Source organism: Bacillus sp. FJAT-26390 (assembly GCF_001682865.1).
Classification (GTDB): Bacteria; Bacillota; Bacilli; order Paenibacillales; family Paenibacillaceae; genus Pristimantibacillus.
The window spans coordinates 710,411-733,315 of the sequence record NZ_MAQX01000032.1 but is presented as its reverse complement, the minus strand read 5'-3'; the positions used below and the strand labels follow the sequence as shown (position 1 = coordinate 733,315).

The window sequence follows — 22,905 nt, the reverse complement described above, 5'->3', positions numbered from 1 at the left end:
TTAGTTCAAATCCCACATTTCATTTGCTCTAGCCAGCAGCCCATTTGCTTCAGCTTTATATTTCTCAATGAGCTGCACGGAATCCGTATCGTTCTTATCGATGGGGTTCATATTTTCATCCACATAGATTTCATGGGCTACTCCGTCTTTTTGCAGCCGGATTCCATACTCATAGCCGCCATTTATTAAGGGCCATATAATAAGGGCTTCCCCTTTATCATGATTAGCGATCCCTAAATTCCCTGTGAAGTGCAGGTAATCGGGCAGTTTCACATTGTAGATGTACCCATCCTTTGTTGTAATATACGAGCCGCCTTCTGTTTTAGGTATAGCTTCCGTAAAATCATGATAGCGGTTCTTTGTTATGAACAGCCAAGCCAAGTTCCAAACGCCAAATAGGATAAGTGCAGCAAGCACAACCATAAGAAATTTATTTTTCATTAACTTACGCATAAGTTTACGACCCTGCTTCCTTGTTTTTTAATCTCATCGTCATGTGTAACAAGAATGATGGTTTTACCTTCTTTATTCAGTTGCTTGAGGATGCTGATTACAACCTCTGCATTGTTTTTATCAAGTGATCCTGTCGGCTCATCTGCTAAAATAATGTCGCATTTCTTAAGCATTAACCGAGCCAACGCGATCCGCTGCTGCTCCCCGCCAGATAAGGTATAAATTTTTTTGTTTATTTTATCCTCTAGCCCTACAATCCGTAACACCTCTTCGATGGTAAGGTCTGTTTTGCAGTCCTTGCGGATCATTTTCAAATTTTCTTTAACCGTTTTATTGTCAACTAATGCGAAGTTTTGAAATAAGAAGCCAATTTTGGTTCTAAAATAACCCAGATGGTTTTTTTTAACGCTAATGTCGATACCGTCTACAAGGATGGAGCCGCGCTCTATTTTTTCGATAGCTCCGATCATATTAAGCAATGTCGTTTTACCGCAGCCGCTGGGACCGGAAAAGATAACAAAATCCCCATTTTCAATGGTTAAGCTAAAATCTGAAAATAATAGCTTCTCTTCAAACGATTTGGTTACATTTTTGATCTCAATCATACGCTCCCTCCTTTCAATATTTTTTGGACTTTAACGTTTTCGATGCGCCGTATATAGAAGGTGATTACGAACAATTCCAGCACAAGAATAACGATACCCGCAGCAGTTAAATAGTAGACTTTATCCAATCCAAGAAGTATCGCGGCAACTACCGTTGATCCAATACTCACGATCGTCGTAATGCTTGTCATCAGAATGATTTTTCTGTTTTTCTCGAGTATACTGTGACCCAAAATTTTTTTAATCGAAAGCTCAATGGCGTTTACCTCGTACTCCAAACGAATGATGGAGGTAATGATTATAAATTCTAAAAACAATACTAAAAGGCTAAATATAAAGTTCATATATAAGATTCGTTTGGCGATATTCCAGCTCTTATTGTAGCTATCCAGAACATTCGTTTTTGTGACGATTTGACCTGTTAACTGATAGTCGTGCACGAATTGATTAAATGGGCCATCCGACATTTTATACATAATTTCAGTAGAACGGGCTAAGTAATGAGTGTCTTTATCAAACTTTTCAAGAGCGTCTGGTGGCAAGTTGTAATAAATAATAATTGGATTTTTCAGCAGATCGCTGCCGTATACCATATCCTCGTCAATTCGGACGATGTCCACGTTATCCTCATAATAAATAACTTCATAATCGTAGGTGAAATCCTCTCCTTCATAAGACCGTACCGTATTCTTCAGCTCATCCAAGTCCACAGCGCTGCCTGACCGTTCTTTAGGCAAAAGGAAATAAATATCTTTGTTAAGCTTTAGACCCTTTAGCTCCTTAATTTCGCTGGATAAGTATGCAAGCGCGTTGCGATTTGCGATTAATCCCTTTCCGTCCAACAAACGATTGGTTCCGGATAACAATATGGCATCGGACTCCTTGAAAAATTGCTTGTAGAAGGCAGCTTGAGCCCTTTCTGCGTCTTCTGTCCTCAAATCATAAGATCCTTTGCCATAATCGATAACCCGGTATTCTAATCTTGTAAAGGAGTAGTCTTTGTGATCTGCGAAAAAGGATTTTTGTCGATACAGCTGATACGATTCAACCATTAGCACCACATTGCTCGATATGACAAAAATCGTAATGACAACAGTCACCAGCTTTAAGCCGTAATTAAGCGATAGCAGCTTTTTGGACCCGCCTTTGACATTTGAAAAAACTTCTTTCAGATTGTAATGATATAGATTGATATATAACAGCGCGTTTGCAATTAATAAAATAGAGAAGAAGAGGAGCGAAAGCTGGAACCCGAAAAAAACATACGTATAACGGGATAAGCCGTATAAAATCAAGGCAAATAATAAGGCGAAGCAGAGCGTGTCCGCTAAAATGTTTTTCCAAACGATCCTGCTTATCGGTTCTCCCAACGAAACCCTGATCAGATTTTCTTTCTTTTGATAAATCACGTCATAATAGGATAACAGTAAAATAATCGATAGGATTAGAGCCCAAATGGCGATGATGGTATTCCTGGATTCATTGCTGGCGTAACCTTCCTTAGGGTGATTTCCAGCGTATTTATCAATGAGATCAAGCTTGAACTGCTTCACTTTTTCGTTGCTGCCGATGACATAGTAATCATTCATGCTCTTAATGCCCTGAATATCATTTAAATGATGGAAAGCAAAGCGGAAATCCTCCAAAAATATACTCGGATATTCCTTTGCAAAAATATTTAAATGCTTGTTCATATATTGTTCGACACGCGCTGTGCCGTAAATTTCGATTTCAGTAAGATACGTACTTCGGGGAGATTTGATGTAAGTAAATACTTCGACTTCATTCCGAGCGGCGGACTCAAGAATATCCTTTATCATTTCTTGCTCCGTTGTATTCCGTTGTAAATATAAGGTCGTATTATCGAATTCCGTATAGAAGTTATTCAGGCGAAAGGTATGGCTTTCACCGATAATCAGTACGCCTACAAATAGAATGCAGAAGCTTATTATATACTTAACCGTTTTCAAAACGCTGACCTCCGAGGTTATTGATGTTACCGTTCAGTTCCCAATGCCGGGCGCCTGAACGGTAACTAAAGGCATATAGGCTTTAATTAAAATTTGATTTTATAAAATATTTTCGTGCCATTGTGAGTAACCTCAATTTTTGCCCACTTTTGGGATCCGGCTTGATTGTCATAGGTTCCATTGTCATTTCTAACAACAGCCGTGGAGGAAAGGGAATTATGATAGGTATGCGTATAATCCTCATTGATCCAAGCCGTATTGAAACCATACTTCATTTCCCATACCCCAACGGATTGATCGGCTAGCTGCCAAGAGGAAGAGAAGGTTTTCCCTTCGGTTACGCTATCGTGCGCTTTCTCGAAAGCAAATGCGTTAGTAGCGAGCCCAGACAATGCGCTTACGGCGATAAGAGCGGAAATAAACAGCTTTTTCATTTTAAAATTCCTCCTAAAATTATGATTAAATTAAAAAATGAGGAGCAGGGGTTCATTTGACTGATTCCCCTCCTACACCAATTAAGATTTGTCGGCCGACATCTTCAATCCTTACCTAGCATAATTTATCGTGCGGAGCTTGTCTCCCTATGAAAATGTACAAGTCCCTTAATATCCTTTAGGGAATACCTTAGGGGCTAGTAGAAGATTTTTGCGGGAACACGTCCATTACGGGCATGAAAAAAAACCCCCTTAGAATTTCATCGGGCAAACCAGAGGTTTATTCCGATTGTTATTCTAAGGGGGATAATTCAAGCTAGGCTTGGTTTTCCTGCGGTTAAAGCACGGTTACTTCATTGCGATATCGCTCGAAATCGGCTACACGGCATTCCAGTTTCATTCGTGTGCCTTCCGGCTCATAGTCCGTTGATTGAACATGGGCATGCTCGTTGAAGTAGGCGACCAATCGGCCTTGGCTGAAAGGAATCAACAGCTCACATTCCATATAGTCGTCAAAAATATGATCGCGGACAAGCGCGATCAGCTCATCCAAACCGCTCTTTTTCTTCGCGGAGAGGTAGACCTTATTGTCCTGTACGGCTGGATAAGCATGCTCCGTCAAATCGCATTTATTGTAGGCGTAGATGGTCGGAATATGCTGGGCGCCCAGCTCCTTAAGCGTATCGTTCGTGACGGAGACGAGCTGCTCGTAGTCTTCATGGGAGTAGTCGACGACGTGCACCAGCAGATCCGCTTCAGCTACTTCCTCAAGCGTCGAGCGGAAGGCTTTAACAAGGTGATGGGGGAGCTGGCTGACGAAGCCGACCGTATCCGTAAGCAAAAATGATTTATTGTCATGCAGCTCAATGCTTCGCACCGATGTCTCAAGCGTAGCAAACAGCATATCCTGGGCAAAGACCAGCTTATGCGAGCCGCCGGGATTGCCGTTTTCGAGCAAAGCATTCATTAAGCTGGATTTGCCCGTATTCGTATAGCCGACGAGGCAGACGACGGGCACCTCGTTCTTTTGGCGCTGCTTCCGCTGAATCTGGCGCCTAGCAACGAGCTTATCCAGCTCAGCTTGCAGCGCTGTTATTCGCTCCTCAATGCGCCTGCGGTCAAGCTCCAGCTTCGTTTCGCCGGCGCCTCTATTTTTGAGGCCGGCCCCGCCGCCTTGCCGTCCTAATGATGCCCGAAGGCCGACCAGGCGGGGGAGCATATACTGGAGCCGAGCTACCTCGACTTGAAGCTGCGCTTCCCTCGTTTTGGCACGCTCCGCAAAAATATCTAAAATCAGAATGGTCCGATCGATGACCGTCCGCTCCAAAGCAGCCTCTAAATTGCGAATTTGGGATGGAGACAGCTCATCGTTAAAAATGACGACATGCGCGTCATGCGCTTCAAGCAGCGCGAGCAGCTCCTGTATTTTGCCGGTCCCGATATAATGGGATGGATTGATGCGGGCTGCCTTTTGGCTAAGCTCATCAGCAACTTCTATATAACAGGCGGCAGCCAGATTGCGCAGCTCCTCCATGGAGTAAGCAAAATCAGTTTGATTTTGAAGCTGGACGCCGACGATAATCGCCTTTTGCAACGGTTGTTCCATTATTCATCATCCTCTTACGGTTATTTGGTCAAACAAAAAAACACAGGCAGCTCTGCCTGTGTTCACAGTTATGGGTAAGAGGAAATCAAGGAAAATGGGGTCATCCATAGGCAAAGAACAACGGAGCCGGCGCGATGAGTAGGCGAAAATCCGCCTGCTGCACGAGCCGAGGTTCTTATTTGCATATGGAAATTCCGTTCCAAAGGCGAATACGCCAAAAGGGAGTGCTCCCTTAGCATGCGGCCGTATTCAATAATTATGGGTTACCTTTAAAATGGCAGACCTATCCTGAGTCCTCTGCACACAGGCAGAGCTTTGGCGCTATTCAATTAGCAGCTGCGCAAAGACCTAACTCGGATATAGTCTATCACACGTAACCCTCCGTTCCTTTAAATTAGAAACAGTGTAGCACAACCGTCCGTGAAACGGCAAGTCATAACCGAACAAATATTGGGTAAATTTAGGAGTCGCTCCAATCCTGACGCAGCGTAAACAGCTCCTTCAGCGCTTCCGTCGAAAGCTCCGTTATCCAGCCTTCCGAGCTGGAGATGACATTTTCGCTAAGCTGCTGCTTGTTTTCCAGCATCTCATCGATCCGTTCCTCCAGCGTGCCAAGCGATATAAATTTATGCACTTGGACATCGCGGGTTTGCCCCATGCGGTAAGCGCGATCGGTTGCTTGGTTCTCGACGGCGGGATTCCACCAGCGATCGAAATGGAACACGTGGTTAGCCGCAGTAAGGTTTAGCCCGACACCGCCGGCTTTGATCGACAGAATGAACACATTCGGCTGCTCGGCGGGCGGCAGCTCATACGATTGGAACCTCTCGATCATTTTATCCCGCGCCGGCTTGGATGTGCTGCCGTTCAAGTACAGAATCGGCTCCTGAAGCTCTTGCTGCAGCACGGCTTTAAGCAGCTCTCCCATCCCGATATACTGGGTGAAAATAAGGCAGCGCTCCCCCTCGTCCCGAAGCTCCCTCACCATGGCGAGCAGCCGCTCAAGCTTTGCGGAACGGCTGATTAGCGGCTCTGTATCGATGTCCTTGCCAGCGGAAGCGGCAATCTCTTGAATCGATTCCTTGGCGAGGAGCATCGGATGATCGCATATTTGCTTGAGCTGCATAATGGCGGATAAAATAGCGCCTTTTCGTTCGATGCCTTCGAGCTTTTGCATGCGGTCCATAAGCTGATTGACCGTTTGGTTATAGAGGGCGCCCTGTTCGGCCGTCAGGTGGATATAGGTTTTCATTTCGTTCTTGTCCGGCAAATCCAGCTGGATAGCAGGGTCCTTCTTCTTGCGGCGAAGCATGAACGGCTTGACGAGCTTTTGCAAATCCGCGGTGCGCTCCATATTGCGTTCTTTCTCGATGGGATTGCTAAATCGCTGCTGAAAGCCATGGGCGCTGCCTAGAAAACCCGGGTTCATGAAGTCGTAGATCGACCATAGCTCCGATAGGCGATTCTCGATTGGCGTGCCGGTCAGCGCGATACGATGCTTGGCGGACAAGCTGCGGACCGCCGTGGACTGCTTAGTCTGGGCGTTTTTAATATTTTGTGCCTCGTCGAGGCAAATCGCTTCCCAAGTAAAGCTCTTCAGAAGCTCCTGATCGAGCGTTGCCGTGGCAAACGAAGTTAGAATGACATCGGTATGCGGAAGGCCGGCATGGAAAGCGCCGCCTTCGAGACGCCTGCTGCCGTAATGAAGCATAACGTTAAGCGATGGCGCAAAACGGCTGATCTCCTTCTGCCAGTTGCCGAGAACCGAGGTCGGGCAAATGATTAGTGCAGGAAGCCGATCGTCCGCATTCGCTGCGCTTTCCTTGAGATTTAATAAATAAGCGATAAGCTGCACGGTTTTGCCAAGCCCCATATCGTCAGCGAGACAGGCGCCCAGCCCAAAGCGCCGCAAGAATGACAGCCAAGCATAACCCTCGCGCTGATAAGCGCGCAGCTCCGCCTTCAGCCCGGAAGGGACGTCAAGCACCGGCCAATCCGCTTTTTGATTGAGCTGGCTGACGAGCTTCATGAGATGCTCGTTCAGCTCGACTTCGAGCTGGATACGCTGCGCCTGCTCCATTTCTTGTTCAGGCTGCTCATCCTCCTGCCCCTCGCTGCTGCTTAGCAAATGAAGCTGTAGCACGTCTTGGAAGGACAACCCTTCAGAGCGGTCAATGCCTGCCATTGCTTTGCGAATTTGCGCAAGCAAGGCGGGATCAAGCGCTATCCACTGCCCGCGGAAGCGCACCAGCCGCTCGTTGCGGGCAACCAGCTCGTTGAACTCGGTTTCGGTAAGATCGGTTTCGCCAATAGCGATTCGCCAATCAAAGTCAATCAGCGTATCAAGCCCAAACAAGGACTCGCCGGAGCCTTCTTCGCGGGTGCTGACCTTGGCGCGAAGCCGCGGCTTCTTGCGGCTTGCCGTCTCCCACCAGGCGGGGAGCAGCACCTGCCAGCCTGCATCCAGCAGGCGCGGGCTGTCAACGGCAAGGAAGCGCCATGCGGCATCATTTTCCAAAGGGGCGTTTAACAGATCGTCGGCATTTCCGCCTAACCGCTCTCTTGGCAGACAGGCGCGCAAACTATTCAACCAGCCGGCAGAGCGCTCGCGTATGGCGTTCGACCAAGCTGCAGGCCATGAGCCGAACGCTTCACCGGCTTCGGAGAGGCGTACCGGTACAAGCACCGCTTGGTCAAGCTTATCCTGCAGAACGAGCTTAAGCTGCCAAGGCGCTTCCATTTCCTCGGGCTCCACTAGCTGAAGGATAGGACGGAAGGAGGCTTGATCGGCTTTCCAGCCTATTGCAATTAGCCATGCCAGTGCATCAAATCCCGCTGAAGCAGCATGATTTTTGGCGAATAGCAGCGGATATTCTCTTCGCAAATCGGCGGCAGTCGTTTCCGTCCCGTAATAAACGTCAAATAGGACAGCAGAGAACGCCGCTTGCAAGCCGTCCAGAACCTCTTTGTCCGCATCCGCCGCATCCAGCGCCGCTTGTATTTGTTTGTTTAAGGCTGTGTTATCCCAGGTCCATTGCAGCTTGCCGCTTCGGAAAGCGGAGAAGCTTGGCATATAGCGCTTGGCTTCGATCTCCGAAGCCAGCAGAGGCGCAAGCAGAAGGAGCTGCTCGGCTAATCCTCCCCACACCCACTCAATATGCGCAAGCAGCCTCTTTTCTGCAAAGAAAGGAAGCACCTGCTCCGCAGGAAGCAGAACAAGCTCTAGTCCCTGAACCTGCTGCACCTCCAGCTCCGTTCCGTAGAAGGAAGGCTCATGCCAGGCAAACAAGCTTTGCTTTAAGCTTAGGCCGCTCACGAATTCGTCCGTACTGCTCACTCCGTAAAAAAGGGCATCGCCATGCGTCGTTAAATTAACGTGAACGGCAATGGATTTTGTATATATGCTCATGGGATTAGTTTTCCTTTCCGAAGCTCCTCCTGCAGGGCGCGAAGGCGGCTGTTGCGCGCGGCGAAGGCAGTGATGTAAGTCTCCCAGCGCTCTTCGTTTTTCATTTTTTTGTACAGCTTGGAGAGCCGTTTGAGCAGCTTCACCGCCATCTTGTAGCCGTGCCTATTTTTGAGCAAGACATATCTCTCCGCTGCCTGATGAAAGAAGGGAAGCAGCAGCTCAGGCGTTTCTTTCTCGATTGGAGCAAGAACGCCGACGCGATAGTCAAGAGGCTCGCTTCCTTTACTGATCTGGAAGTCGATCCATTGCTGCCACTTGGCGAAGTGGAGCAGCTTTTCCTCGTAGATGGTGTTCGTATAAGGCAGCATCTGAACAAGAGGCTCCCACATTAGCTGCTCGGCTTGGGGAATATGAGCAATAACGCCGTCCCAGTACTGATAAAAGCTTTTTAAATTATTCAACCGCGCACTCTCCACTAACGGCGCAGCAGCCACAAGCCAGCCCTTCAGGCGCTGCCAATCTTCACCCGTCTGGAGCATTTCAAGCATAGGGAACAGATCTTCGGGACGAACGGCGGACCTTTTGTTCAGTTCTATCAGATAAGCCTGCGCCTCTTCATCGCGTTTTAAATAAAAGCATAACCAGCTTTGGGCAAGCAGCCATGGGTACTCGGAAAGCGCTGGGCCAAGCACAGCTGGCGCCGATTGCAGCTGACGAAGCTCGTCCGCAAAACGGCTTGCGTCTCCCTGATAAGGGGAAATCCAGCATCTCCAAAGCCGCAAATACCATTCGGTGAAGTAAGGCTTGGTTCCCGAATCCGTCAGCATAAGACTTCGCAAATAGCCTACTGTCTCCTCGATGAGAGGCCAGTAGGCAGGTTCGTCTGCGATTTCCGGTTTATTTTCGAATAGATGCTCAAGCGCCTCTCCCACATCGGAAATAGCGGCATGCGTATGAAATCCGATAAATGCTCCCGGCTGCGGCGCAGCATTCGGCGTTCGGTTAAGCAGCAGCCCGAGAACATAAAGATGGGCATGAAGCGTGAACAGCGCGTCGCGTCCGGAAGAAAGCGCCGGCTTTATTTGGTTAATGGACGCCATGGCTTCCTTTACGAAAGAGGGGTTCCGGGTATGGTCGGCCAAAGTGGCGGTACGCAGCTTGAACAGCCCGTGCCATTCGGCAATATTCATCGTATTTATTGGTTTCATGACGGATAGGTCTCCCGAACGAATATGGTTTATTTTCAATAAACCTTATTATATCATTTATCTATACGAAGCTAGGAAATTCCATGAGCATGATCAGAGGGTTAGAGGAAGGAAAGATAACGATGGCTATTCTTGAAATACAAGAGGCGGATTGGCTCAAGCTGAATCGGATCGGCAACGGGAAGGATGCGCTTCTGTTTTCATCGCCGTTCTGCGGAACGTGCAAGGTGGCTGAGCGCATGCTGGAAATCGTCGACGCAGCCGAGGTTCCTGTTACCTTGTATAAAATAAATATCAATTATGCGGCAAAGCTGCGCAATGCCTGGAAAATTACGAGCGTGCCCTGTCTCGTCCTGCTAAAGGACGGCGAGCCTATACAATTTGAATATGCGATGCGGTCGGTTGATTATTTGTATAAGCTACTGAAGAACATGGACGAGTAGTTTGCGTTTTTTTTAGTCCAATTATTTTGGTTTTATGATATATTAAAAGAGAATTGCTAAAAATAGTAAATTTCAGGGGAAAATGAGCTTACGGGGGTCATTTATGTTAGGTTACTTTAAAGATTTTGTATTGAATATATTCATTATCTGCTCCCCTCTTGCTGTATACCCGTATATTCATAAAGCCAAAGGCAACAAAGTTCTTTATCGCTTTTTTGTAAGTATCCTTTTCTCGTTGTCCATCATGATGACGATGTCGTTTCCAATCCATCTTAATGGCTTAATCTACGATTTCCGATCGATTCCGCTAGCAATCGGTGCGCTTTACGGAGGCATACAGGTATCCATATGTTTGTATGTGGTTCTCATGCTGTACCGTTTTTTTCTTAACAGCCCAAATGGCTTGGAATACGTCATTTCCTTGCTGCCGAGCTTTGTTGTTCTTGCCTTATTTTACAAGCGTTTTCATGCGTTAAGCCTTGCTCGGAAAGTTGCGGTTGTTATCGTGTTTTGCTCGCTCATTAAGCTGATTACCTTCACGATATACCTTGCTTTGATCGGAGAAATGGAGCTGCTGCTGGCGAATCCAATGGGCACCTTGCAAACGTATTTGCTGCAAGCTGTAATTGCGGGTTTATGCGCTTATGTCATCCATATCCAAGATCAATTTTTTCTCATGCAAGAGGAGATGGTTAGAAGCGAGAAGCTGAAGGTGGTCGGTGACATGGCCGCTTCCGTCGCGCATGAGATTCGTAATCCGCTAACAACGATTAGAGGCTTCATTCATCTCTTCGCTACAGCAGACCTCGGCAAAGAAAAGAAGGAAACCTATAAAAGGATTTGCTTCGAGGAGCTGGACCGTGCGGAGCTTATTATTTCCGATTACCTCTCGCTTGCCAAGCCTGACCTTGAGGTTGTCGAAGCTATCAATATCAATCATGAGATCCATTACTTAGCCAATGTGCTAATGACCTATGCCAACTACCACAATATAGAGATTGACGTGAAAACAATGAAAGAGCAGGAATTCCACATACACGGGGACCGCAATAAATTCCGCCAAGCTTTAATTAATATTGGCAAAAATGCGATCGAAGCGATGCAAAGCGGCGGTTTATTAGTGCTCAAAACGGATATCCGTGATGATCATGCCCTGATTGTATTAAGCGATAATGGGAGCGGAATGGCCCCTGAGCAGATGAAGAGGCTGGGCACGCCTTATTATTCGACTAAGGAAAAGGGAACGGGCCTTGGCACGATGGTCTCCTTTAGCATTATTAAGAAGATGAACGGGAAAATTGATATTAAGAGCGAGCTCGGAATAGGAACGGAGTTTTATTTCAGCTTCCCGAAAGCAAATTAATCATCATATTTCCGTTAAAATTTTTATCCAGCTAAGATTATGGCACGGTTCGTGTTATAATTAAGAGGTGCAGTCAATAAAGAACATTGACTATGATAAAGGAGTCGGAAATATGCAGGTAGTATTTGAAGACTGGGATCAAAAAGTAAAAAAGACGTTTAATGCGACGAGCAAGCAGGTTGTATTGACGGTAACCGAGGCCGGCGATCTCTTAGGCCTTACAAAGGACCAGATGAAGGTGTATGTGCTTAAGCATAACCTAACGAAGGTAGCGATTAATCGCAGCGTCCACAGATATCTATTACTGAAAAGCGAAATAGATGAGATCCTTGGAAAAGCTTAATATGTACGACTAACCACAGCCTCCCCGAGGTTGTGGTTTTTTGTTTTGTTGCAAAAAAGCGATAGGCATGATGATGTTTTGTACATAATTGCCATTGTTTCCGTGAAAAATAGCAATGGTAAATACATGCATGAGAAATGGGGCTGTTTAAAATGACGACCATAGGCATATTAGCAATTTCCATTCTAGCCTCGCTGCTGTTTGTTGTACTAGATATGGGCGTATATCGCGAATCCCTTGGACCCGCGTTCTATAAGCAAACCTTAGCTTATAATAGCTGGCAAACGTACTTGATGGTAATAGCTGCTTTTATCATTGCCTTATTTCGGGATTGGCGGAGCCTTAAACAATCGCAAGGCAGGAAGCGGCTGCAGCGTTTACGAGGTGAACGGCAAAGCGATAGGAATAACGGATGACCAATAAAATGACCACGATTCAAATCTACAGCCTCATGCTTGTTTTACTGTTAGGCACGTCAATCCTGTTTGGAACCCCGAAGCTGGTGCCGGATGTATGGCTGGTTCAAGTGGTAACCATCGTTCCAGCGATGCTGTTGTTTCTGTTCTACACGACGATGGTTTCCAAGGTTTCTCCGAAAGGGCTATATACCCTCTTGATTGCAGCTTGGGGAAGCGTGCTGGGAAAAATATTCGTGCTTGGTTATTCGATTTATTTTCTTTATATAGCGGCCCGAAATGTCCGGGATATGCTGGAGCTTGTCATGACTACGCTGCTGCGTGCTACTCCGCAGGAGTTCGTTGTCGTACTGTTTGTGCTTATTGTCGCCTATGCGGCGTCAGGCGGATTACTGGCATTAGGGCGCTTATCGGAGGTTATTATCGGATTAATTATTTTGTTTTTTATTGCGATAGCAGCGCTATTGCTCATAAGCGGCTCGCTTGATTTGCAAAGAATGTTTCCTTTCTTGTCTAAAGGCATCGCGCCAATCATCAAGACAAGCTTTACAAGCTCATTGTGGTTTCCTTACGGCGAGATGGTCGTTTTTCTTGTGTTATGTTCGAGAATGGGCGGGAAAAAGTCATTTCGCAAAGCGGGTTTGTGGGCAGTTATAAGCGCAGGGATGATTCTGGCTTTCTCCGATTTGCTGCAAATTTGGTCGATGGGAATGGAGTACGAGAAATTTTCTACCTTTCCGCTGCTGGATGCGGCAAGGCTCATTAATGTATTGGACTTTATTAACCGAATGGATGCTCTCGTTGCGTTGATCACCATATTCGGCGTTTTTTTGAAATGCACCATTTTTTTGTACGCGGGCGCCAAAGGGGTTGCTGTCGTATTCCGGAGGGCAAGCCGAACCTACATTTATCCGCTTGCTCTGCTAATTGGGGCGATGTCACTCATCGTTACGCAAAACTTTGCCGAGCATTCGGAAGAAGGGCTTCATTTTGTCACTTTCTTCCTGCATTTTCCGTTTCAGTTTGTGCTTCCGGTTCTAACAGGGGCGCTCATTTGGATTCGTTCTAGACGAAAGAGAGGCAATGCGGGTGAACCGATCAAACCAACCTTCACAGAACGGGATGGATAATCAGCCAATTAGGTCAATTGAGCAAATTCGCGCCTATTTGACGGATGTTTTCGGCAATACGGACGATCTTGCCGTAGTGTCGGTAAGGATCGGGGAGGACATCGGGCTGCTCTGCTATTTGGAGACGATGACGAGCGTCCCTTTTATTATGGATCATATCGTAAAGCCGCTATCGCATCGGAATAAGGGTGAACATGAAAGCAGTTCCGAGTCGTTGCTGCAAGGATTGATGGTACAGTATTTCGGTGGGTTATCCTGCGAGCTTATAGGTGATTTGAAGGAGCTCGCGCATAAGATGGCTGCCGGTTATGCGGGCTTAGCGCTAGACGGGGCGTCTTCCATACTTATGTTAGACGTGAAGAAGATGGACAACCGATCCGTTGCCGAGCCCACGTCACAAGCCGTTGTAAGAGGGCCGAAGGACGGATTTACGGAATCGGCGGATACGAATATGAGCTTAATTCGCAGGCGACTAATCAATGAGAAGCTGCGATTCGAAAAATATATAGTAGGCGCTAAATCGTTTACCCCCGTTTACTTAACTTATTTGGAAGGGGGCGTCGAATCCAAAGTTCTGGATAGGATCAGGAAAAGGCTGCAACAGAATGAAATGTCCAGCGTGATGGATTCCGGCAATTTGGAGGAGCTGCTTAGACCAAAGGGCTTCTCCTTGTTTCCGACCGTATACAGCAGCGAGCGGCCTGATGCGGTGTGCTGTTCCATCATGGAGGCGAAGGCCGCCATTATCGTGAACGGCAGCCCGTTTGTGCTCGTTGTTCCGGCTGTCATGAACGATTTTTTCAAGTCGCCGGAGGATCATTATCAATGGTTTGCTTTTGGAACCTTTACAAGGCTGCTGCGGTATTTGGCTTTCTTCTTCTCACTGCTTGCTCCCGCCATCTATATAGCGATAACGACCTTTCATGCGGAATTGATCCCGACGGTGCTCCTGACAAGCATTGTTGCGCAGCGGGAGGGTATCCCGTTCCCCGCCGTTATCGAAATACTATTAATGGAAATCACATTTGAAATTTTGCGCGAGGCGGGCACGCGAATGCCCCGTGTCGTCGGCCAGACGATATCCATCGTAGGAGCTTTAGTGCTCGGAGAGGCGGCGGTTCAAGCAGGAATCGTCTCCAGCATCAACGTCATTGTCGTGTCGTTAACTGCGATTTCCGGCTTTGCCGTTCCGATCTATTCATTCGGCACCAATGTTCGCCTTTTGCGGTTTGGCTTTATTTTTCTAGCAGGGCTGCTTGGACTTTATGGCGTCATATTGGGTAGCGCATTCCTGTTGATTCATATGGTTAGGCTGCAATCCTTCGGGGTTGTGTATCTCTCTCCATTCGTCCCGTTCCGTGCAAGCAACCAGAAGGATGCGATCATGGTCTTACAAACGCCTTTGCCGGATGAGGGGATAGGAGGGGAGCGCCATGAATAAAGCGGTTAGATTATTTCTTGCCGTAAGTCTGGCAGCCGCCTCTCTTTCTTTGTCAGGCTGCTGGGACAGCTCGGAGCTTAATAAAACATCGCTTATTACAGGGGTAGCCTTAGAGCCCGGAAAAAACAGTAAGCTGCGGCTTACTGTAGAGACCATGATCGCCAAACGTCCGGAGGAGAGCAAGGACACGGCGCCATCGATCGTGCAATCGTTGGAGGGAAATTCGCTGCCCGATCTGTTGGTGCGGTTCAACGAAAGCTTGGATCGCAGTCTGCTCATCTCCCATATCGGCGTTATTGTCATCGACGAACGGCTAGCCCGCAAAGGCCTGCAGACTATATTGGACCCGCTGCAGCGGACGAGATTTATCCGAGAGGATGTCCTTATTTTAATTTCGGAAGGCGTTCAAGCCTCCCAAATATTTAAGGTGCTTTATCCTAGATCCATGCAGGCCTCTTCAAAAATCGTATCTCAGCTCAAAAGCTACCGCTCCTCCAGGGGAGGTATTCCCCAAAGCCGATTGTTTGATGCCTCTGAAGCTATACTGGCAGAAGGAAGAGAACTGATGCTTGGGGCAATCTCGCTTAAGGGCTCCATTAAGGATGCCGATAAAATGGAGAGCATCAAGATGGTCACGCCGAAGGCATCCATCGTTATAACCGGAGCGGGTATTTTCTCAGAGGACAAACTGAAGGGCTTCATCACTGTCGATGAATGCAGATTGGTCATGATGGCAAGCGACCTGGTTAAAGATACGACACTATCGATACCGTATCATGATCATGAAGTATCCCTTCGCCTTCGGCATGTGCAATCTGATATTCAAGCCTATATGGATAAAGGAAAAGTGAAATTACAGATTAACTTGGAGGGCGACGGTGTGGTGTCGAGCATTGACGAATCCATTGATATAACCAAGATTTCCGGCTACGAAAAGCTCGAGAAGCTGGGTTCGGATTACTTGGAGAAGCAATTGAGTAAGGCGATCCAAAGCATTCAGGAGAAATATGGGCTTGACGTGTTCGGGTTCGGAGAGCAGATGTACCGCAACCATTATAAGCAATACGAACCGCTTGCGGAAAGATGGAATGAAATATTCGCGAAAACGCCTGTTACGGTTAAGGCTAGGATTAAGCTCCGCCGCTCTGAATTGAAGACGAACCATATTAGAAACGAAGGGATAGGCCCGTAGCGTTCTCAAGCTTTTCCAGCTGATTTCGAAGAGATAAGGACGTTAAAAGGAGGATATGGCAGGATGTTTTCGAATGGCGGGCATCAGCTTCCGTTCATTCCTCCTTAGTCGGGATTATTAGATATATCGCAGCCTGATGCAGTTTTTCAATAGGTTTAGCATTCGATATACTTATATAGACCGATTGGAAAACATCAGCTGGAGGGTGATTTTACTTGACTTACATGGATATGTTGGGACGTCGGAGCATTATTTTGAAGCGTAATATTGGTAATCTAGTCATTAAAGACAACAAGCAGGGATTAAGCGCGCAGGAAAGCAACTTTTATCACAGCATGATCAAAGAATGGCATCAGAACGAGAGCGAATTGAACGCGGTTCGAAAGCACCCGTGAAGAATAAGAAGAAATGAAGGAAACAAAGAAGAGTTGTTTTGCGAGGCGATTGCCTTGCGAAACAGCTTTTTTTCTTTAATATGGATCGCAAGCAAAACGAACTTTCCGCTCCATATAAGGTATAATACATAGATGATGTTTTTGGGCAGTAATACAAATTGGAGGTTTCTTGCTTATGCTGGCGGTTGAAAGAGCGGCGTACCTCACGATTGATGATGGTCCTGCGGATGATTTTTTGGATAAGGTTGATTATTTAAACGCAAAAGGAATTCGGGCGATTTGGTTTTGCCTAGGTGAAGCGTTGGAGCGGTTTGCGGAAGAGGCTATGCATGCGATTAAGACAGGACATGTCATTGGCAATCGCAGCTACGATAATGCGGACTTCTCAGCTATGAGCCTAGCGGATGTGAGATTGCAGCTGGAGCGATCCGATAGGATCATTGATAAGCTTTATGCTGATGCAGAGACGGCAAGGCCGTCAAAAGTATTTCGTTACCCTTATGTCCAAGACGAGACGGATGGAGCGCATTTCACAGCGATACAGCATCTGTTGGAGGGGCTCGGTTACCGGCAGCCATCCTTTGAAAATATTCGAGCAGTTGAGCCAAGTGGAGCAAGCCTGGGGCAGGGCATTCATGTGTCGTGCACGCAGGATACCTTCGATTTGGGAGCGGATGGGATGCTTGGCGCAGCGAATTATGGGAATGAGATCATACAGATCCATGATTGGATCTCGTTAGATCCTTTTAAGGCGCTCGTGGACAAGCTGATTGCGAAGGGCGTAGCCTTCAAGCTTCCGAAGGAAACGGACCTTCCTATACAATTGGTCTAGGTTATCAAAATAGTGAAGCCAGGTGCATGCTGCACCTGGCTTTTTTTAATATACAAACCTGCGCTGCGCGTAGTAGCTGAATAGAAATAACGAAGCTTCGGTGAACAGCTTGGCAATCATTAAAGGAATGCCGAGGCGTTCATTAAAGAGAAACATTAGGCCGTAATTTAACGAAAAGATGACTGCGACGAGTGCAAAATATTTAGGCATCGAGGTTTTGATCGCGGCGCGCTTGCCTTTAGCAAATACATACTGCTTATTCATCATGTAGTTGAAAACAGAGCTTGCACCCCTTGCTCCAAGCACGGCGAGCAGCAGATTGGAGCTAAATGCATGGATTAGCGCCAGCAATAGAAAATCGATAACCGCAGACAATAAGGAGCTGGCGCTGAAGGTGATAAAAGGAGCATATATTCTGGCGGAATCGGCAATCGGCCTAAAATGGGACGATTCATTTTGGTTGAGATAGACCGTGTCTATCGGAACCTCATGAAAGGAAAAGCCGGCGGCGGGCGCTTCAAGCAGCACATTCATCTCATATTCGAAGCGCTCTCCGGGTATGCGGCATAACCAGTCCAGCATATCGGCCGAATAGCCGCGCAGCCCAGTCTGCGTATCATACAGGCGCTTGCCTGAGGCGAACGAATAGACGAGCCGGGTAGCGGCGTTCCCGAAGCGGCTGCGAAGGGGCACTTTGCCGGTGAAGCGTCTGCTACCGAGAATAATATGCCGATTGTATGACGCAATGCTGTTCGCAATCTTCATAATGTCCTGCGGCAGATGCTGGCCGTCGCTGTCTGCGCAGACGATGCCGTCTGTTATCCCTTTTCGCTGGAAATAGTGAAAGCCGCTCTTAAGCGCATGGCCTTTGCCTTTATTGGCACTATGGGTAATGACTGTGCAGCCCAGCTCTCTTACGGAGCGGAAAAGCTCCCTGTACGCTATGCCGCTCCCGTCATCAACGACGACGATTGGGAACGAGCCGATCTCCCTTAGCTGCTCGATAAGGGATACGAGCCTCTCGTCGGGCTCATAGGAGGGAATGAGAATATTCATGGCGGTAGGCCTCCTCTTCTTTATGGCTAGTTATTTTGCGATATAAAGGATGTCGCTGACGCCGCGCTCCTGCTGTTTGCCTAGCGGATTGTTGACGACTCTGCCCATGAAGTACATCGTGGACGAGCCGCCTCCGTCAAGGTTATAAGCAACCGATGCGCCAAGCTCCGTAAACACATTCGCAAATTCAGTTAAGGTCATTCCTTTGCTGTAGTTGTCCTTGCGTCCGTCCACAACGACGAATACGTAGTGGTTCGGCGCGATCATGCCAATACCCGTCCTCGGATTCGATCCTTGAATCGAACGATTGCCGAAATTAGTGTCGATGGCTACTTTATCGAAGTCGCCCGCTATAGCGCCGTCGTTCACGAGAATGGGGCCGAATGAATACGTATCCGTGACGCCCTCAGCAAGCAGCTCTGCGGAGGAGAGCTGTTCCTCGTTGTAGGCTTTCATCGTGCCGTTCGAGAGCAATGCCATGGCGTCGCGTGTTGGCTCGTCCCGATACAGGGTGCCGCCGCGAACGATGACACCGTCATTCCGGAACCCGTAATAATCGCCGTTGATTGCAAAAACGGCACCGTTCTCCGCCGCGATCGCGGACGTGTCTTCCGTAATGTTGCGGCCAAACGCGTTTTTGGCGAAGGCGGACTGCAATACGCTGGCATCCGTAAGCTGGACATCAGCGACAAAATAAGTGATTTTATCGCTGCCCGAGCCGGATTCGACTTTCTTAATATGAATTTGCGTATCGGCACTGCTGTAATTCCAATCATCCTGCTGTAACGTTTCCGTGCCGTCTGCTGGATTGGCGGCAGGAGCGGCTGCGGCTGGCGTCTTAGCGGCTACATTGACCTCAACATGCTCGATAAGATAACGGTCGGCAAGCACGTAGAGCACAATGCCGATTGCAAGAACAATGAAGGTAAGAAAAAGTGCTGCTTTTTTCCTTTTGGTTAAATTTTTAATGACGATCAACTCCTGACAGGAAATAAGAACCGAGAGCAAGGCTTGCGATCGCTTGAAATAAGCTCATCCGAATAGGGTTATTGTCGTATCGGAACGTTAATCGCATATGAAGCCGGACTGAACGTTTACTGAAAGCTTGGCATAGGTGCCATGGGGGCAGAGTGAAGCATCGCGGGATTTGTTTTTGCGGCGGAAATCATTGTACAATGGGATGGAAGAAACTTCTTGCATGCGCCTCATAAATTCCATATACGAAGGGAATAGTGCCTATGAATTCACGAATGAAGCAGCTTGAGGATCGGCTTGCCAACCAGGACCACAAAGACTTGTTTCTTCAAACACAGCATACGCTTCAGGCGATCGATGATCTTGCGGAACAGCACCGGCGGTATCAATCTATACAAGCGATTAGCGGAGTGAAAATTGTTGGCGGAGAAGAGGCGTTGTTTTATGACACGCTGTCGGAAGTGAAGGAGCAAATCGTGGCTACACTGGAGAAGACGCTGAGCGACCTTGAGCACAAGGGCGATAAAAACTACGATAAAAACTTCAAGGATGGCGTTGAATAATAAGCGCTTCTTAGCAGAAGAGAGCATCCGGGCGGGTGCTCTCTTCTTTGCTTTGAGCCGAAACAAAGTAAGCGCTTCATACGTTTAATAAGCAAGAACGTTTTTGTATAAGAGAGGGGTTTTCACAGATGAGCTGGATTCCCGCAGAAAGAAGCAGTGGGTGGTGGCTGTTAGCCGGAGCATCCTCCTTGCTAGTCAGCATTTTGCTCTGGGTCATTCGTTTTCTACTATTAGGCCAGCCATTTACGGGGATGCATGCTTTCCGCTTTATGGTGCTCGCCATCCTCTTATCCTTTTTATTCAGCTTTGCCGGCTGGCTTGGGGCGAAATGGCTGTGGCTGTTCGCTAACCTTGGCTTGGCGCTTGGACTACTATTAATGGCAGTATACTCCCGGGATATGACGGGCTGGGAGGATTTGGTCAGCTTCCTTGTGTTCCTTGAAGCGGTGGCTGCAGGATTTATTCTTGGCTTGATTATTGAAGGAGTCTTTCTCATCCGGAGAATGGCAAGAAAATAGAGCATAAGAGCCGATCTCAAAGAGGTCGGCTTTATTGTATTCACGTTAAAGAGAGGAGGCTGTATACTGGAAAAAGGGGAAAAAAGGATAATAAGGAAAGTGGTGCGTACATGAATGAATCGTATTATGTGACCATTGTTTTAATCGTGGCATTTGTGCTATGGAGGAGGACGCGAAGCTTTTACAAGCCGATTCGCGGAGACGGCAGAAGAATTTTGTTTCCGTTGCTATTCATGGTACCGGGTCTTTTTCTTATCCTGAACCCGAATGTTCATGCACCGCTCTACGAATGGTTTATCGCCGCTGTACTTGGACTCTTATTATCGATACCGCTTATCTGGACGACGAATTACGAGGTGCGCGAGGATAATCAGATCTATGCGAAAAAAAACATGGGTTTTATTTTTGCATTTGTGGCAGTGGTCGCCATCCGCTTTGCCTTGCGCAACTATTTGAGCATGGTTGAACCGGAGACGCTTGGTGCTCTCTTTATGCTTGTCGCTATCTTTTACATCCTGCCTTGGCGCATTGTATCCTACATGAAGTTTCGTAAAGTCGCAAAGCAGCGTTCTGTTTAAAATGGTATTTGCGATGGAGTACAACCGATGTGCTCTATTTTTTTGGCATAAAGTTAACGTTGACGTTAACTGTCATTAAGCGTATGCTAGTAACATAGACTACGGAGGTGCGGCGCATTGGATTTGTTGAAAATCGAAGAAGTGGCGAAGCGTACAGGTTTAACGAAGCGGGCCATTCGTTATTATGAGGATTTTGGTTTGATCTCTGCGCCTGAGCGTACACAAGGCGGTATACGGTTGTATTCCGAAAGCGATATTGAGAAGATTAATAAAATTTTGCTGGTTAAGGAAGTACTGGGTTTCTCGCTGGCAGAGCTTCAGCAGTACCTGGAATTTCAGACGATCATCGAGCAGCAAAAGAGCGAATATCGTACGACAGAGGATCGCGAAGCGCGCAAGCTGAAGCTCATTGAGATGCTGAGTGTGCTGCAGAAAGAGAAGACGATGATCGATACTAAGCTTTTGCGAATGGAGCAATTCAAAGAGGAGCTATTAGGATACGAAAAACGTGTTTTGACGGCAATAGATCAATTAAAAGAATAGGAGCATGATTGTGGAACCCTCACAAAAAGCAGAATCAACGTTTTGGACCATTTTGGTTGCCGTTTTTTTCGGCAACTTCATGGCTTCTTTAAGCACGACTACGATAAACGTCGCATTGCCTATATTTATGGATGACTTTGGCGCCAGCTTGAATACCGTCCAATGGATGTTATCCGGCTTTATGATGGCGACGGGCATTATTGCTCCGGTTATCGGTTTTATGGGTGACAAATGGAGCTATAAAAAGCTGTATGTGATCGCATTGTCAGGCTTTACTTTAGCCTCCCTGCTTTGCACCTTCGCTTGGAGCATCGAATCGCTTATTGCATTTAGAATTTTGCAAGGTCTCTTCAGCGGTATTATTATGCCCACAACGATGACAATCATTTACCAGACGATAACGAAGTCGAAGCAGGCGGTTGCGGTCAGCTTTTGGAGCGTATCGGCGATGCTTGCCCCAGCGCTTGGACCGACCATTGGCGGCTGGCTCGCTGAGATTTACGGCTGGAAGTCTTTGTTCATCATGAACATCCCAATCGGCATTATCGCTGTGATCGTCGCCGCTAGGTATATTCCGAATTATCGCTTAAGCACCGGCATCAAGCTCGATTGGATCGGATTTGGAGCGGTGCTGGTCGGAACCAGCGCGCTGCTCGTGGCATTTAGCGAAGCCCACAATTGGGGCTGGGCGGGCTGGCAGACGTTAGGCATGATCGCAGCGGGTATTCTCGTCCTTGTGTTTTTTGTTCGAAGGACGCTGCGCGTCAGCAATCCTTTATTGAATTTGCGTGTATTGAAGATTCCGCGGTTTACGTACGGTTTGATTCTGAACTGCTGCATTACGATATCGCTTTATGCCGGCACGCTGCTCGTTCCCATCTTTATGCAAAATATTAAAGGCGAGTCCAGCTTTACGACGGGGATGGCCATGCTGCCGGGCACGCTTGCCATGGTGTTAATCTCGCTTGCGGCTGGCAAGCTTTACAGCAAGGTGGGCCCGTCGCGTCTCATTCTCGTCGGTCTTATTCTTATGGGCATAGCGACTTGGGAGCTCAGCCATGCGAATGTGGCTACAAGCGCATTGTTTATTACGGTATGGGTTGCCATTCGGTATATGGGGATTGGCTTCAGCAATATGCCGGTGACGAATGCGGCAATGTCTGCTGTGCCTAGCGTCAACTCGGGCCATGCGTCCGCGGTCATGAACTGGATCAGACAAGGGACATCGGCGCTTTCAATCAGCTTGTTCAGCTCGATATTATCAGCGCAGACGATCGCTCACTTGGGAGCGGGGAATGTGTCCAAAACCGTCGCGCTCTCTTTGAGCGTCCAAGATGTGTTCCATCTGGGCACTATTATTATTATTGTGTCCTTGCCGCTGACTTTGCTGCTGCGGAAGCCAAAACCACAAACAGCTGCGATGCAATAAGAA

General features: G+C 47.5%; 22 protein-coding genes. 13 read left to right on the top strand and 9 right to left on the bottom strand.

The genetic code is table 11. The features are described 5' to 3' along the window. The 7 genes from A7975_RS24045 to A7975_RS24015 all read right to left on the bottom strand — a co-directional run bounded on the left by A7975_RS24045 (position 1) and on the right by A7975_RS24015 (position 9,685). Positions 1 to 453 carry a hypothetical protein gene (locus tag A7975_RS24045; protein ID WP_053373139.1) on the bottom strand — a complete coding sequence of 151 codons (453 nt, stop codon included), beginning with the start codon at positions 451 to 453 and terminating at the stop codon, positions 1 to 3. Next, positions 441 to 1,058, bottom strand: coding sequence for an ATP-binding cassette domain-containing protein (locus A7975_RS24040; protein ID WP_065386784.1), 618 nt, complete (start codon positions 1,056 to 1,058; stop codon positions 441 to 443). The genes A7975_RS24045 and A7975_RS24040 overlap by 13 nt, the downstream gene beginning before the upstream one ends. Then, positions 1,055 to 3,028, bottom strand: coding sequence for a DUF1430 domain-containing protein (locus tag A7975_RS24035; RefSeq protein WP_065386783.1), 1,974 nt, complete (start codon positions 3,026 to 3,028; stop codon positions 1,055 to 1,057). Before A7975_RS24035 ends, A7975_RS24040 begins: the two co-directional genes overlap by 4 nt. Positions 3,029 to 3,114: 86 nt before the next feature. Continuing rightward, on the bottom strand, positions 3,115 to 3,462 hold the full coding sequence (locus tag A7975_RS24030) for a mediterrocin family bacteriocin (protein WP_065386782.1): 348 nt from the start codon (positions 3,460 to 3,462) through the stop codon (positions 3,115 to 3,117). A 337-nt stretch (positions 3,463 to 3,799) separates the two neighbouring features. Beyond that, entirely contained in the window at positions 3,800 to 5,068 is a 1,269-nt protein-coding gene (gene hflX, locus A7975_RS24025; RefSeq protein ID WP_053373135.1) for a GTPase HflX, read from the bottom strand. Between the two features lie 460 nt (positions 5,069 to 5,528). Next, positions 5,529 to 8,477, bottom strand: a complete 2,949-nt coding sequence (locus A7975_RS24020; protein WP_065386781.1) for a DEAD/DEAH box helicase — start codon at positions 8,475 to 8,477, stop codon at positions 5,529 to 5,531. Continuing rightward, entirely contained in the window at positions 8,474 to 9,685 is a 1,212-nt protein-coding gene (locus A7975_RS24015) for a hypothetical protein (RefSeq protein WP_065386780.1), read from the bottom strand. The genes A7975_RS24020 and A7975_RS24015 overlap by 4 nt, the downstream gene beginning before the upstream one ends. Positions 9,686 to 9,774: 89 nt before the next feature. On the opposite strand from A7975_RS24015, the gene A7975_RS24010 reads away from it, so the two are divergent. From A7975_RS24010 to A7975_RS23970, 8 genes are all read left to right on the top strand, one after another. Then, positions 9,775 to 10,128 carry a thioredoxin family protein gene (locus A7975_RS24010; protein WP_255314496.1) on the top strand — a complete coding sequence of 118 codons (354 nt, stop codon included), beginning with the start codon at positions 9,775 to 9,777 and terminating at the stop codon, positions 10,126 to 10,128. Between the two features lie 103 nt (positions 10,129 to 10,231). After that, complete coding sequence (locus A7975_RS24005; RefSeq protein ID WP_065386779.1) at positions 10,232 to 11,491, top strand: ATP-binding protein; 1,260 nt, start codon at positions 10,232 to 10,234, stop codon at positions 11,489 to 11,491. Between the two features lie 112 nt (positions 11,492 to 11,603). After that, positions 11,604 to 11,834, top strand: a complete 231-nt coding sequence (locus A7975_RS24000; RefSeq protein ID WP_053373130.1) for a hypothetical protein — start codon at positions 11,604 to 11,606, stop codon at positions 11,832 to 11,834. Positions 11,835 to 12,258: 424 nt separating this feature from the next. Next, a complete protein-coding gene (locus A7975_RS23990; RefSeq protein WP_255314493.1) occupies positions 12,259 to 13,380 on the top strand; it encodes a GerAB/ArcD/ProY family transporter in 1,122 nt (373 codons plus the stop codon). Continuing rightward, a complete protein-coding gene (locus tag A7975_RS23985) occupies positions 13,340 to 14,821 on the top strand; it encodes a spore germination protein (protein ID WP_255314492.1) in 1,482 nt (493 codons plus the stop codon). Before A7975_RS23990 ends, A7975_RS23985 begins: the two co-directional genes overlap by 41 nt. Then, positions 14,814 to 16,013 (top strand): Ger(x)C family spore germination protein, encoded by a 1,200-nt coding sequence (locus A7975_RS23980; protein ID WP_065386775.1) that lies wholly within the window; start codon positions 14,814 to 14,816, stop codon positions 16,011 to 16,013. Before A7975_RS23985 ends, A7975_RS23980 begins: the two co-directional genes overlap by 8 nt. Positions 16,014 to 16,267: 254 nt before the next feature. Beyond that, positions 16,268 to 16,408, top strand: a complete 141-nt coding sequence (locus A7975_RS23975; RefSeq protein ID WP_255314489.1) for a hypothetical protein — start codon at positions 16,268 to 16,270, stop codon at positions 16,406 to 16,408. A gap of 175 nt (positions 16,409 to 16,583) precedes the next feature. Continuing rightward, the gene (locus tag A7975_RS23970) at positions 16,584 to 17,240 is read left to right on the top strand and encodes a polysaccharide deacetylase family protein (RefSeq protein ID WP_065386774.1); all 657 of its coding nucleotides are present in this window, start codon (positions 16,584 to 16,586) and stop codon (positions 17,238 to 17,240) included. Between the two features lie 45 nt (positions 17,241 to 17,285). On the opposite strand, the gene A7975_RS23965 is transcribed toward A7975_RS23970, so the two are convergent. Together A7975_RS23965 and A7975_RS23960 are read right to left on the bottom strand one after the other, a co-directional pair. After that, on the bottom strand, positions 17,286 to 18,296 hold the full coding sequence (locus A7975_RS23965; RefSeq protein WP_053373123.1) for a bifunctional glycosyltransferase family 2/GtrA family protein: 1,011 nt from the start codon (positions 18,294 to 18,296) through the stop codon (positions 17,286 to 17,288). Between the two features lie 30 nt (positions 18,297 to 18,326). Next, positions 18,327 to 19,304 carry a phosphodiester glycosidase family protein gene (locus A7975_RS23960; protein ID WP_255314488.1) on the bottom strand — a complete coding sequence of 326 codons (978 nt, stop codon included), beginning with the start codon at positions 19,302 to 19,304 and terminating at the stop codon, positions 18,327 to 18,329. A gap of 230 nt (positions 19,305 to 19,534) precedes the next feature. On the opposite strand from A7975_RS23960, the gene A7975_RS23955 reads away from it, so the two are divergent. From A7975_RS23955 to A7975_RS23935, 5 genes are all read left to right on the top strand, one after another. Then, on the top strand, positions 19,535 to 19,834 hold the full coding sequence (locus A7975_RS23955; RefSeq protein ID WP_053373122.1) for a hypothetical protein: 300 nt from the start codon (positions 19,535 to 19,537) through the stop codon (positions 19,832 to 19,834). Positions 19,835 to 19,962: 128 nt separating this feature from the next. Next, positions 19,963 to 20,352: a hypothetical protein gene (locus A7975_RS23950; RefSeq protein WP_065386773.1), complete on the top strand. Its 390-nt coding sequence runs from the start codon at positions 19,963 to 19,965 to the stop codon at positions 20,350 to 20,352. Between the two features lie 110 nt (positions 20,353 to 20,462). Beyond that, entirely contained in the window at positions 20,463 to 20,930 is a 468-nt protein-coding gene (locus A7975_RS23945) for a CcdC family protein (RefSeq protein ID WP_053373120.1), read from the top strand. Between the two features lie 117 nt (positions 20,931 to 21,047). Further along, on the top strand, positions 21,048 to 21,473 hold the full coding sequence (locus tag A7975_RS23940; protein ID WP_065386772.1) for a MerR family transcriptional regulator: 426 nt from the start codon (positions 21,048 to 21,050) through the stop codon (positions 21,471 to 21,473). A 10-nt stretch (positions 21,474 to 21,483) separates the two neighbouring features. Next, positions 21,484 to 22,902, top strand: a complete 1,419-nt coding sequence (locus A7975_RS23935; protein WP_483295928.1) for a DHA2 family efflux MFS transporter permease subunit — start codon at positions 21,484 to 21,486, stop codon at positions 22,900 to 22,902. The last annotated feature ends 3 nt before the right edge of the window (positions 22,903 to 22,905 follow it).